The organism is Dyadobacter sp. SRI_021 (assembly GCF_057586235.1).
The window spans coordinates 427,874-440,063 of the sequence record NZ_JBYCZM010000004.1; the positions used below are offsets into that span (position 1 = coordinate 427,874).

Genomic DNA, 12,190 nt, shown 5'->3' on the forward strand with positions numbered 1-12,190 from the left:
TTACGATACCTTTCGGTAAAGTGCATTTGTTCAGGCTGTTACCTAGAAATTCACGATCCGGTAATAGCAGGCTTTCGGGGTCATATTCTCATTAAATAAATAAGGATAGTTCTTTTTGTTCAGCATTTCGGTCAGGTAATTGTCCTTGTCGTAGGGGCTCCAGAGCGTAATGCCGGTCACTTTTCCTTTCATTTTCCGGCATGTGCGGAACAGAATATCGAACACGTCCGCCTGTTCGCGCTGGATTTCCTTGGTATACTGGTCGCTCAGACCTTGTATCTCCGCCGCCTCCAGCACACGCCCGTTCCCCACCTTGTTTTCCCGTTTGGGATAGATCGACACATCGAGTTCGGTAATCTGCACGTCAAGGCCGATGGACGAGAACATATCGATCGTTTCCTGCAAATAGCCCTCATTAATGCCTTCTACGCCATAATGACTCTGCATTCCGATGCCATCAATGGGCATACCCATTTCCTTTTTGGCTTTCAGATATCTAAAAATCCGGTTGCGTCGTTCGGGGTCTTCGAAACCGTTGTCGTTATAAAACAACTTGGCAGTCGGGTCGGCCTTGCGCGCGGCGGCGAATGCGCGCTCGATGTATTCACTGCCGATCATATCGTAAATCTTCGCGCGTTTGGGCGTCACAGGCGCATTACCGAAAAACTGGTAGCCCTCATTCACCACATCCCAGCAATACACCTTGCCTTTGTAGCGGTTCATCACGGTAGTCACATGCTCGTCGATCCGTTGCATAATCTTCTCTTTGGAAGCATAGTCGTTGCCATCCATAAAGAACCAGTCGGGCATCTTCTGAAACCAGATCAGTGTGTGCCCCCGGACTTTCATATCATTGCTCTGAGCAAATTCAACGGCCTGGTCCGCCTCCGCCCACGCATAGGTTTTTTCTTCTGGATGAATGTATTTGGCTTTCATACCATTCATTGGCGTAATGCTCGAATACTGCGTTGCGATGAATTTAGCACGCCTGGCATCCGTAATCATGCTGGGAGAAACAGCGGTACCGATCGGGAAGTAATCTTTATAGGCCTCGCGCAGCGACTTCTCATCTGTACCGACAGAAGTTCCCTCAGTGGATGCCACTTGGGAATATTCGTGGGCTACGGACGCCTTATTGGGAACGTCCGTCCAGGAGGTAAGGCTGATCACACCACAGAACACGGTCATTACCAGGCATAAAACAACGAGTTTCATATCAGGGTATCTGATTAATGAGTCATAATAAAAATTTCAATCTTCGATTAAGTGTGTATACCACGTAGGACACTATGATGGACAGGCACACGGCCATCGGGAAAAGGTAAACGTTAGGCATTCCCCCGAAGTAGTCTTGCAAGAAAAGAATCACGCCAGTGTGTGTGAAGAAAACCGCATTCGCAATATCCGCCACCAAGCTATCCGACTTCCGCCATTTCGATTTAAACAATAAAATCATGATCGGCGGACAAAGGAACAGCAGTGAAATATACAGGTTTACCCCGAGCTTGTATTTCAGGCTCAGGTATGATTCGATCAGCAATGTAACAGTGCCTATCAGTATTGCAATATAACAATTCCGCCGCGCACGTGCATCTAGTTCGAAGTGGGTATTGCGGATGATGTGCCCGAAGGCAAAAAACGGCAAACCGAAAAAGAGGAAGTTGCGGTACATTACCACATAATGTTGCGGTTGCTTAAAACGCGGTGCAACCACGTCCTGAATCACATATCCGACAATGAACAGCCCGATTACCAGTACCATGAGCATCCGTTGCGAAACAGGCAGGTACCGTTTGATCAAATACAAAAAGATGGTCGCAAAAATGAGACTGATCACATACCACAGATGGTGAAAGCCGAATACGATCAGTTTCACCAGGTATTTAGGGTTCCCAACGACCGACTGGTAATAAGCCGGCAAATACAGCAGCATCCACACGGCATACAGAATAAGCAAATGCGTCATGTACTTTTTTACCTTCGTTTTATCCGTCAGATTCACGAAATACCCATTGATCATAAAGAAGCATGGCACGGCAATCCGCGAAATGCCGTTCGAGAACAGCCAACCTATCATATAGGCTGAATCTTCGCTTGCACCGCTGTACAATGGCAAATGTACGGCAATGACCAGAAAGCTGAGCGATAGTTTTGCGATGTCCAGATTGGCGTTTCTTTCCAAACCTTGTGCGTTTTAGCCGCGCATGAGCGCTGTTTCTTATTTACCTGAGAAAATATAACCGCGTACCGAGCTGATGAGCGAATCGGACGCCACTTTGCGGATTTGCGGGGATGACGCAGAACCGTTCGTGGCAGCGCTCATTCTGAGCAACTTCTGGACCAGTTCCTTTTCGTCAAATGCTACTTGCACATAACCGAGGTCCTGCATTTTCTTCGCCGTCGCGATCTGATGATCGTTGCGGTGCTCACCCATGCTGGCCAGGCGCGGCAGGATGAGTAGCGGCTTCGCCTGTGTGAGCGCGGAAATGATCGTGCCCATACCCGCGTGCGCGACTACGAGACGTGCCTCTTCGAAATACGTGTTAAACTGGTCGGGCGATAAGAAACCGACCGTTTCCAGATTTTTCACCTGATACGAGGATTCAAATACCTGCGCGACGATCCGTTCACCGCTTAATTGCGGCGCGATTTCATCGATCGCCTTAATGAGCCGATCGAACGGAGCCTGAGTACCTATTGTGACAAAAATCATGACAATATATTTCCTGCGAATAAAATTTTGTCCGTTGCAAGTTGCGGCCATTGGGTGTACACCCGGCTGGCGAATTTAGAAGCGATTTTGCCGCTCATCGAGAGCTCTTCCACATTGGCGATACTATCCACCCAAATGGTGCGCTTGCCAAGGATTTTGGCGGAAACCAGCCCCATCAGGCCCGGTGCCGCGCCGGTCGTGATCACTACGTCGGGCTTTTCCCTGCGAATAATGCCGAAAACGTCGAAAAACGACTTAATCAGCTTCATTTTGTCCCAGCGGCTGGCATCAGCCACGGCGTAGAACTTGCTGCCTTCCACCATTTTGGCAAAATCGGGTTTTGTCGAAACGAATATCAGCTCCGCCCCTTCGAATGCCGGCCGCAAACGCAGCAGTTGCACCCAGTGGCCGCCTACCGAAGCTATGGCTATTACTTTCATTTTCTTGTTGTTATAAAAAACAATGGATATCAACCAACATATTCCTTTTCCGAAACACCCAGCAGTTTTAAAAACCGGAAAGCCATTTTCCGCGGGCTCAGATCGGCCACTTTACCGAGCGACAACCGGTGGTAACGGTCGAGCAGGTCGTCGCTGTGGATCATCCGCTGAATGCCCTTCGCCCATTCACGGTCGTCGTTGTTTTGAATCACCATGCCGGCGTGACCCGGTTCGTGGTCTAGTTTCAAAAAATCGGTGAAGGAAGGGATGTTACTGCAAATGACGGGCAGGCCGTACGACATCGCTTCGAGCAGCGAGTTACTCAACCCCTCATATTTGGAAGGAATCAGGAACACATCTGATGCACGCAATAGCAGGCGTACCTGGTCGCGGTCGAGGTCACCGAGCATCACTACTTTCTGTTCAACGCCTTCTAATTTGATCAGATTCGTGATTTCATCCCTCAGCGGGCCGTCGCCGCCGAGGTAGAGCACAGCGTCATTTAAGTGTTTCATCGCTTTCACGATTACCTCGTGGTTCTTCTGGTCGTGCAGGCGGCCCACGCAGGTAAGGACTGTCTTGTCAAACGGGATGCCGATCCGGTTCCTTGCATCGGCTTTCGAAATCGTGAAATCCGGCTCCTCCACGCAGTTGTTGATCACCGACAAGTGCTTTTTATAGGCTTCCGGATATGCGCCGAATGCGTCCATTCCCGCTTTGGAATTACACACATTGGCCGTGTAATAACCGCGTGAGCCCAGGTAACGGTCGAGTGTGCGCACCACGGTGCCGTAAATCTGCGGCGGGTTGCGCTGCGAGGCTACGCGATGTTTGATTCCCAGCGACCGGCCGATCACGGACGTGAAAATATTTGCCAGTGGCAAGAAGCTGATCAGCGCATCGGGGCGCTCGTCGATCATCACTGCCTTCAGGCGTTTGTAAACTGTATAGTAATCGGAAAGCGAGCTCAGTTCATCGCTGAGATAATAGGCTCCTTCGATATTCGAATACTGCGATTCGATCTTTTTCAGGAACACAATTTTGCTTGCGGGAAAATGTAGTTTCACTTCCTTATACAATGCGACGATCATCTTGATTGCGCCACCATTATTGGATGAGTTGATCACAAAGAGGATTTTCATAGGACGAGCGTGTGGATGAGTTTATACTACAATTTCCGCTTTGGGGGCCAGAATCACATTATTGGATACCACCGTTGCACCCGCGGGGACGTCTTTGGTGACCACGGAATTGGCTCCCACCCTACTTCCCGCGCCTAGTACTACCGGCCCGGCGACCACCGCGTTAATGCCTACCACTACATCCGATTGCAACCACGGCTGACTGAAAGTACGGCCATTCAAGGTGCGCTTTTTACCAATGTTCCCGCCAATAGTAGCGCCTTGGTAAACTTTGAAATTCCCTTCTGCAAGCACATTATGGCCGATCGTAACCCCTGTCCCGTGAAGGATTACAAAGCCGCCCTTGAGTTTGGCACGCGGGTCGATTTCGACGGAGAAAAGAATGCGGTTGATCAGCCAGAAGACCCTGGCCAGTGGAATGAGCTTGATTTTGTAAAGCACGTGGCTCACGCGGAAGAAAATGTTGCAATAGAACATCGTCTTCACGAACGGCTTCAATTTACTGCCCGAATGCTCGGCATAGGCGGCGTAATCCTTTAAAATTGACATACTAACGTTGAGTTTGATAGATTCAGCAACCCGCCGACAGGCATACGCGCGCCGGTTATTTTGTGAACAACTTCTGAAAATCTTCCTTCGTCGCCGACTTGTAAGCCGACTGTACACGTCCCAGCCTGGAAGCCGATTTCATGGCTTGCGCTAAACCCTCCACGTCATCGACCTCCACTACGAAACCATCCACGCCTTCCCGCACAATGCGACGGATGACGGGAATGGACGCGGTTACCGCTACCGGTGTGTTCAAATACAATGATTCGATCACTACGTTGGGCAAGCCTTCGTTCCGCGATGGGAGCACGAGGCAGTCCGCGAACTTCATGTATTGGTAAGGATTTTCTTTAAATCCGGTAAAAATGATTTGGTCTCCGATATTCAAATCAGCCTGAATAGCCCTCAGCTCTTCATAATAGGGGGCAAAACCACCTTCCACTTTCCCCACGATGTACAGTTTCGAGTCCGGTTCATCGGCCAGGAGCTTTCCAAAGGATCTTATGAGCACATCCAGCCCCTTGATACGATCAATGCGGCCCACATACACGTAGTTGGTCGACGTACCTTCGAATGGAGATGGCGTGCCTTCCAGCTTTTTGTTGATCTGTTCTACATTGATCGGGTTGGCGAGCGTCGTGACCTTATTCCTGGGCAGGCGCAGGACTTTCACGGCTTCGTCACGCATCTCATCGGTTTGTGCGATCAGATGGTCCATGAAACGATAGGCTACAAAGAGCCGTGCTTTCTGGATGATGGATTGTGTATATAAATAATTGTTGCTACGCAGGATCACTTTCACCTTCGGGAACATGATGGACGCGAATGCGAGCCGGATATTGATTGGCATCAGCGAGGAAAAGACGTAATCCGGCTTTTCCTCGCGCATTACCCTGGCGAGCTTACCCATAAGGCCGTCCTTATAGTTTTTGACGTGAATGTAATGGCAGGTCCGTTCTTCAGGAATGAAGTTGCGGATCAGCCCGATTTCCTTCCCGACAATATAAAAAATGACATCGTAACGGCTGCTATCCAGACAGCTGGCTATAAACAGCGTCATTTTCTCGGCACCGCCCGCATAGCAGTTCACGAAGAAAATCGCCTTTTGTCTGGTTGTATCAGAGGTTGCTAATTCGCTCATTATATTTCAGGTAACCCTTTTGGATCAGGCGGTCGGGGGGAAGCGAGAGCAGCAATGCCTTCTTCTCCTCACGACTCATGCCCTTGGAGTGCACATTATATTGTAAGTTGTTCTTCTTATACTCTTCGACCGAGCAAATGATTTTCGCCGGGTTACCGCCAATACATACATTGTCAGGCACCGACTTAGTGACCACCGATCCGGCCGCTACGAGTACATTGTTACCGATCGTCACGCCTGGAAGGATAAGGCTGTTATTGCCTACGTACACGCCGTCGCCGATCACGACCTTGCCGAAACAATCAAAATCGGGGATTTCCCTCCGGAACATGAATGCTCCCCCGTGCGTGAAGATTTTGACACCGTTGGTAATCTGGCAATTATTGCCAATGGTAATGAGGTAAGGCTCCGACGACCAAGTGACGCTGATCAACTGACAGCCGCTGCCGACCTTCACACCAATTGAACGCGCATAATCCACCGGTGATAGCCACCACCGTTTCAGCATATTCTTTAAAATTCCTAGTCTTCCCATTCTCGTAAAGGGCTGGTGAGTGCTGGTTATGCGTTTACGGACTGCCTGACGTGTGAGAGAATGTATTGCGTCAGCTTTTCCAGATCCTGATCCTGCCGCTCCTTTACTTCCCTTATGCGCTTTTCCTGCTTGCGAATAAATTCCGCACGGATTTCTTTGTTCTCCATTTGCAGGATACGCATCTTGATCTCACTCACCATCAATGGGTTGAAGTACAATGCACTATCCCCGCAGATTTCGGTAATGGATGAGATCGCAGACGCGATGATGGGTGTTCCTAGTGTCATCGCCTCTACCGGCGGGTAACCGAATCCCTCGTTCAGGGACGGATAAACAAACAGGTAAGCCCCCTTATACATCGAAAGGAGCGTTTTCGCATCCACATAATCGACGAACACGAACCGCGATGAGTTCTTAATGTATTTGTCGAAAATGTGCTTGTTCTTCGAGCCCGTCAGGATCACTTTTCCTTTAAAATCCGGGCGTTCGGTAAATATTTCATCGAAGGCCATAGCTGCGCGCAATGCATTTTTTACCCAGCGGTCGGCGCTCACCATCATATAATATTTCTCGCCGGCGTCATATGGCTCCACTTTCTTCAATTCACCCACCGTCGACGGCGAATAGAACACCTCGATATCCTCCTGTTTCAGATAAGGTACGAACGATAAAATCGAAGCCTTCGAATGCTCCGAAACCGTAACGACATGGATATTTTTTTTCTGAAAAACCTCACGGTACTTCTTCAAAGTGAGGTCGAAAGTTTTCTTCGATTTGTATTTGTAATATAAATCGTAACCTAACTTGAAGCTCTTGCTACGATAATCGCCAATGTATTTATCATAAGGCAATTCCAGAACGCGAAGCCCGTGAACCGTAGTAATGTAGGTAATATTATCACCGATATTATTGAGGTCCGTTTCGATAATAGGGCTGTAAACCACTCCCGGGTGCTCGGCCACGGTTTCCTGCAAAGAACGCTGGTTCGAATCGACCATCGTCAAATGGTTATCCCGACAAATCTGCGCGATTTCCGGGTTCAGCCATTTCTCCGAATTGTAATAGGCAATGATGTCTTTTGAACTATTGGCGAGGGATTTAAACACGATTTCACCGTACTTTCCCCCTCCGTGAAATTTCGTATTCCCGACAGGTTGTGTTTTGGTTAAATCAAATATCAGTTTCATCGTCTTGATCTGGTTAACGCGTATCTGTTAAGGTATTTGGCAGGAAGGATAATCTTAAACGTGTCTGGCCTGAACAGGTTCAGGCAAACCACAAAAAGCAACAACGGGAGATATTGCGTAAAGAGCGAGTTGTTAGTCGAAGCCAGCAGAATAAATGACAAGCAGATCACCATTCTGTTATAAAATGAATACTCGCGTACGTAGGGTGCCAGCAGCTTAATGTACAAAATCACCATGCCCGCCACAAACAGAATGCCAAACAATACAATTTCACAAACCCAGAAATTCTCGATGATCAATAGCCCGGCCAGCTCTTTCATCAAGTCAAAGTCCCGCATCGAACGGCCAAACAGAAAGTCCGAAATCGTGTGGCCGTCAAATATGGCAAACAGGTCAAAGCGTTTCTGCGCACTCGCCTGGTCGAGAAGCTCGGTTTTAAAAAGGCGATCGCCTAATCCCTGGTAAAAAACCAGGTAAGCAGCTATCGCGAAGAATGCAGCAGAGGCCGCATATACAAACAATTTAGTCGTAAACTGTGCTTTCTTGTCGCCCAGCAATTTTAGGATGTAGAAAGCAAAGAAACCCAGGTTTACAATAATCGCCATCCGCGCGTTGAATGCGAGCACCGCCACAAAGCCCAAGCCCCATAATGCGAACTTATATTTGTCCTTAAGGGAGGATGTGATAAAAAATGCGCTGAGTACTGTCACCATCAATGCATTGCTCAAAGGTGCGCCATGCAATGCCACACTCCTGAACGATTCCCGCAACCGGAAATTCATCAAGTGTGACTGGAATGTAGTATCGATCCAAAGGAAAAAATGGGTCCGGAAGAGGTATTCGGCAATGGCTACGAGGCATTCGAAAATATAGAATGCGATGATAATCTTCACAACCTTCCTCTTTACGAGATAATCTTCCTTTGTTCTTATTTCTTTGGGAATCAACAGATAAATGAGCGGCGTCGCGAAGAGGATGGCTGCGCTTCTCAGCGAATCGGTAAGAATACCCGCGTAGATCCTGTAAACGATCACAAAAGCGATCAGCAGCAATACGCCAATCTCATATTTACGATCTTTGAATGTCCTGGTGCGGAAGCTCATTACCAGTACTCCCACAGCGGTCGCCACGATCAGATAAAAAAAAGTATAGTTATCTATTTTCAACGTGTTCAACACGTTGGTACCAATAAAAAATATGAGAAAGAAAACTAACGCTATTATCCTAGTCATCTTTTTATTTTCTTAATTACAACACCTTTCAGATACGCCATTTCATCACGCGGCATACCGAACAAAAAAGTAAATAGAAATCCCAGCGAAAGGCTGATTACCCCTTCAATAATAAACCGGAACACCGGCTCCAGACCCGCGATCATATAATGGGCGAGCGTAAGCGAAATCACCATCGCAGCAGCCATGTACAGCACAGGAAGGATCACATTTCTTACATACCGGTCAAATTTAATATTGAGCTGTTTATCAACATCATAAATCGTATATAGCCAGAAAAATGCGTCCATTGTGATAATCACGAATATGGGGTAGTAAGGATTTTTCACCAACAACAGTATCCCATACGAAATAGGCAGTGCGAGTAGGGTAAAAATGCGTCCGTATAGCTGAATGTTCTTGATCCGGCCAGTAGCGGTGGCGATCTGGCTGTAAGGGATCGGAAGCATCCAGAAATAGGATTGAATCAACGTCAGCTCGGTGTACAGTTTGGTATACTCCGGCACTTCCTTCAGCCAAAATGTAAGAATGAAATTCGTTTCAAAAAGGATTGGAAGTGATACGAACAGCACCATGTAAAACACATAAACAGTCGATTTCTCTGCCAGCGTTACCATGCTTTCTGTCTCACCTTTTGCATAGGACTGGATAATCTGCGGCTTAATGGCAAGGTAAATGTTATTGACAAACTGGTTGATAAACCGCCCCGCTGTAGAAGCCAACCCGCGCGCCGCATTGACAGTCGGCCCGAAGAACAGGTTGAGAACCACATTGATTCCCTGCACACCGATGGCCCATGAAATATAGCCGAAAGCGTTCACGCTTACGAAGCCTGCCATTTCCCGGAACAACGCATTGTCCCAAAACAACTTGTAGTGCGATTCGGGGTATTTCATATAGCAGTAAACCATATGCGCCAGAAACACCACTCCTTGAATAACCACGATCAAAAAACCATAATAAGCAAGTTTATCGAACGGCGTGTTTTCGCCAATCAGATAAACGACCGCCAGTTTAGCCACTCCCTCAAAAATACTCAGATACGCATACACGGACATGCTCTCACGCGCGACGATCACGCTTTGAAAACATATCTGATTAATTTTAATAAATGCGGCTAGTGTGGATAGCTGGTAAACCCAGAAAGCGGCTTCACGCCGGCCATCCGGAATGACCAATTTGTTATTGAACATCCATAGTCCCAGGGTTTCGAGTAACAATACAATAAATATGGAGAGCAGGAAATGCAGGCCTACACTTTGGGAAAAATAACGATTGGTAAGTCCCATATCATTTTTTCCTAAACCAATATTCAGGTAGCGCTGGGAAGAGTTGGTAAGGCTCGACGATACGAACTCCAGCATCATTACTACCGACCCCACTACATTGTAAATACCCAGGTCTTCAACGCCCAGCACTTCCAATACCACACGGGACGTATAAAGCCCAATGAACATCAGGAGGAACATCCTGACGTACAGGAAAAGGGTATTTTTAGCGATTTTGTTTACCTGAGAAGACATTCAAACTGTGAATAAATATTCGTTTTAAAGAACGGGATTGGTAATATAACCTTCTGTGGCTGTCTCCTTGGCAAATATTCTGGCCGGGTTTCCCACTACCACGCTATTCGACGGCACGTCGAGATTCACATAGGAATTGGGCGCAATAAGCACATTGTCGCCAACTTCTATACCTCCTACAATGACAGCACCAGGGCCAATATAAACGCTGTTTCCGATGCTTGGTGCGCCTTTCTTCTCCCCTCTTTTAGTATTTCCTATTGTAACGTTGTGCAGTAACGTACAATTATCGCCGATACGGCTTTGGGAATTGACCACGATCCCGCCGAAATGCGGTAACAACAGACCTTTACCAATTTTTACCGAAAGTGGGATCTGTATACCGTATTTCACGCCATAGCGCCGGTACAAAAGTCTGCACAGGAACCCCAGCGGACTACTTTTCGGATATTTCTGGGACAACCTGTAAAAAGCGATGAACCGGAATGGGTAATTGAAAAACAACCGGGAAAGAAAGGCCTTAGAGCCCGTCTTTCCCGCGCTGCGAAAAAGATCATATTTTAATGCGCTTTCCATAGGGTGTGTTACGAAGAATGCACTCAACCAGGATAATACCAGGCATTATTACACGTAATGCGCCGCCAACTGGCCGCTGTATTCAAGGTACCAATCGGCAAATTCCTTTATACCAGAGCTGAGTTCGACCTGCGGTTTGTAATTGGTAATGCGTTCGAGATTTTCCTGGCTTGCCCATGTTCGGGGAACGTCGCCGGCTTGCATCGGCAAAAAGTTTTTAAGTGCCTTGGTCCCGATACCTTGTTCGAGTTCTTCAATAAACTTCATCAGATTCACCGGTGAACCGTTACCAATGTTGAGCACGCGGTATTGCGGATTTTCTTCGAACCCTGCCACCATCGTTTTGGTGACTCCGTCGACGATATCACCCACGAACGTAAAGTCGCGTTCCATATCGCCGTTGTTGAAAACCTGGATAGGCTTGCCTTCGGCGATCGCACGGGCAAAAAGCATCGGCGCCATATCCGGACGTCCCCATGGGCCATAAACGGTAAAGAAGCGCAGGCAGGTAATAGGGATATTATAAAGATGGCTATATGAATGAGCCATCAGCTCGTTGCTCTTCTTGGTAGCCGCATAGAGACTTACGGGCGAGTCTACCTTGTCCTCTTCCGAGAAAGGGATTTTAGCATTGGCACCATACACCGACGACGACGAGGCATGAACAAGATGCCTTGGTGGAAAGTAACGACACGCCTCGAGGACATAATGGAAGCCGATAATGTTTGATTGCACATACACATCCGGGTTCTCGATCGAGTAACGTACACCTGCCTGTGCCGCAAGGTTGATCACATAGTCAAACTGCTCAGCCTGGAACAAACTGAAAAGCTGCTGCTTGTCTTCGAGATTCATGCGCACGAAGCGGTAGTTGCTGTTAACCGTGCTGGTTACCAGTTGATACCATTTGATCTTTTCCTGTTGGATACCAGCCTCTTTCAGGCGCGCATACTTGAGTTGTGGTGAATAGTAGTCATTGATATTGTCAAGGCCTACCACTTCGAAACCTTCTTGCAGTAGCTGCTTTACCGTATGAAACCCGATAAATCCGGCGCTGCCTGTTACTAATACTTTCATATCTGTTGAGTAATCCGTTTAATGTCTTCACTGAAATGAACGTGGAAGGGGAAGGACCTTCCGCAGGCACGGCTC

At 47.8% G+C, this 12,190-nt stretch carries 13 protein-coding genes; all 13 read right to left on the reverse strand.

The genetic code is table 11. The features are described from left to right. Positions 1-42: 42 nt before the first annotated feature. Genes AC2YIT_RS14710 through AC2YIT_RS14770 form a run of 13 tightly spaced genes read right to left on the reverse strand, consistent with a single transcriptional unit; the run spans position 43 to position 12,115 of the window. Positions 43-1,215 (reverse strand): endo-1,4-beta-xylanase, encoded by a 1,173-nt coding sequence (locus AC2YIT_RS14710; protein WP_487279661.1) that lies wholly within the window; start codon positions 1,213-1,215, stop codon positions 43-45. Positions 1,216-1,237: 22 nt separating this feature from the next. Next, positions 1,238-2,182, reverse strand: a complete 945-nt coding sequence (locus AC2YIT_RS14715) for an acyltransferase family protein (RefSeq protein ID WP_430845636.1) — start codon at positions 2,180-2,182, stop codon at positions 1,238-1,240. A gap of 36 nt (positions 2,183-2,218) precedes the next feature. Then, a complete protein-coding gene (locus AC2YIT_RS14720) occupies positions 2,219-2,713 on the reverse strand; it encodes a glycosyltransferase (protein WP_430845635.1) in 495 nt (164 codons plus the stop codon). Further along, the gene (locus AC2YIT_RS14725; RefSeq protein ID WP_487279662.1) at positions 2,710-3,153 is read right to left on the reverse strand and encodes an oligosaccharide biosynthesis protein Alg14; all 444 of its coding nucleotides are present in this window, start codon (positions 3,151-3,153) and stop codon (positions 2,710-2,712) included. The genes AC2YIT_RS14720 and AC2YIT_RS14725 overlap by 4 nt, the downstream gene beginning before the upstream one ends. A gap of 29 nt (positions 3,154-3,182) precedes the next feature. Further along, positions 3,183-4,295, reverse strand: a complete 1,113-nt coding sequence (locus AC2YIT_RS14730) for a glycosyltransferase family 4 protein (protein ID WP_430845633.1) — start codon at positions 4,293-4,295, stop codon at positions 3,183-3,185. Positions 4,296-4,316: 21 nt separating this feature from the next. After that, positions 4,317-4,844 carry a serine O-acetyltransferase gene (locus AC2YIT_RS14735; protein ID WP_487279663.1) on the reverse strand — a complete coding sequence of 176 codons (528 nt, stop codon included), beginning with the start codon at positions 4,842-4,844 and terminating at the stop codon, positions 4,317-4,319. A gap of 55 nt (positions 4,845-4,899) precedes the next feature. Further along, positions 4,900-5,985 (reverse strand): glycosyltransferase, encoded by a 1,086-nt coding sequence (locus AC2YIT_RS14740; protein ID WP_487279664.1) that lies wholly within the window; start codon positions 5,983-5,985, stop codon positions 4,900-4,902. Continuing rightward, on the reverse strand, positions 5,963-6,520 hold the full coding sequence (locus AC2YIT_RS14745) for an acyltransferase (protein ID WP_430845630.1): 558 nt from the start codon (positions 6,518-6,520) through the stop codon (positions 5,963-5,965). The genes AC2YIT_RS14740 and AC2YIT_RS14745 overlap by 23 nt, the downstream gene beginning before the upstream one ends. Positions 6,521-6,546: 26 nt before the next feature. Further along, positions 6,547-7,707, reverse strand: a complete 1,161-nt coding sequence (locus AC2YIT_RS14750; RefSeq protein WP_487279665.1) for a glycosyltransferase — start codon at positions 7,705-7,707, stop codon at positions 6,547-6,549. Then, a complete protein-coding gene (locus AC2YIT_RS14755; protein ID WP_487279666.1) occupies positions 7,704-8,939 on the reverse strand; it encodes a hypothetical protein in 1,236 nt (411 codons plus the stop codon). Before AC2YIT_RS14755 ends, AC2YIT_RS14750 begins: the two co-directional genes overlap by 4 nt. Then, positions 8,936-10,462, reverse strand: a complete 1,527-nt coding sequence (locus AC2YIT_RS14760; RefSeq protein WP_430845627.1) for an MATE family efflux transporter — start codon at positions 10,460-10,462, stop codon at positions 8,936-8,938. Before AC2YIT_RS14760 ends, AC2YIT_RS14755 begins: the two co-directional genes overlap by 4 nt. A 24-nt stretch (positions 10,463-10,486) precedes the next feature. Then, a complete protein-coding gene (locus AC2YIT_RS14765) occupies positions 10,487-11,038 on the reverse strand; it encodes a serine O-acetyltransferase (RefSeq protein WP_430845626.1) in 552 nt (183 codons plus the stop codon). Between the two features lie 48 nt (positions 11,039-11,086). After that, the gene (locus AC2YIT_RS14770; RefSeq protein WP_430845625.1) at positions 11,087-12,115 is read right to left on the reverse strand and encodes an NAD-dependent epimerase/dehydratase family protein; all 1,029 of its coding nucleotides are present in this window, start codon (positions 12,113-12,115) and stop codon (positions 11,087-11,089) included. Between the last annotated feature and the right edge of the window lie 75 nt (positions 12,116-12,190).

Coding starts and splice junctions, on each gene's coding strand:
- AC2YIT_RS14720 (WP_430845635.1), bottom strand. CDS start 2,713: ATGATTTTTGTCACAATAGGTACTCAGGCTCCGTTCGATCGGCTCATT.
- AC2YIT_RS14725 (WP_487279662.1), bottom strand. CDS start 3,153: ATGAAAGTAATAGCCATAGCTTCGGTAGGCGGCCACTGGGTGCAACTG.
- AC2YIT_RS14735 (WP_487279663.1), bottom strand. CDS start 4,844: ATGTCAATTTTAAAGGATTACGCCGCCTATGCCGAGCATTCGGGCAGT.
- AC2YIT_RS14730 (WP_430845633.1), bottom strand. CDS start 4,295: ATGAAAATCCTCTTTGTGATCAACTCATCCAATAATGGTGGCGCAATC.
- AC2YIT_RS14755 (WP_487279666.1), bottom strand. CDS start 8,939: ATGACTAGGATAATAGCGTTAGTTTTCTTTCTCATATTTTTTATTGGT.
- AC2YIT_RS14760 (WP_430845627.1), bottom strand. CDS start 10,462: ATGTCTTCTCAGGTAAACAAAATCGCTAAAAATACCCTTTTCCTGTAC.
- AC2YIT_RS14740 (WP_487279664.1), bottom strand. CDS start 5,985: ATGAGCGAATTAGCAACCTCTGATACAACCAGACAAAAGGCGATTTTC.
- AC2YIT_RS14750 (WP_487279665.1), bottom strand. CDS start 7,707: ATGAAACTGATATTTGATTTAACCAAAACACAACCTGTCGGGAATACG.
- AC2YIT_RS14710 (WP_487279661.1), bottom strand. CDS start 1,215: ATGAAACTCGTTGTTTTATGCCTGGTAATGACCGTGTTCTGTGGTGTG.
- AC2YIT_RS14765 (WP_430845626.1), bottom strand. CDS start 11,038: ATGGAAAGCGCATTAAAATATGATCTTTTTCGCAGCGCGGGAAAGACG.
- AC2YIT_RS14770 (WP_430845625.1), bottom strand. CDS start 12,115: ATGAAAGTATTAGTAACAGGCAGCGCCGGATTTATCGGGTTTCATACG.
- AC2YIT_RS14745 (WP_430845630.1), bottom strand. CDS start 6,520: ATGGGAAGACTAGGAATTTTAAAGAATATGCTGAAACGGTGGTGGCTA.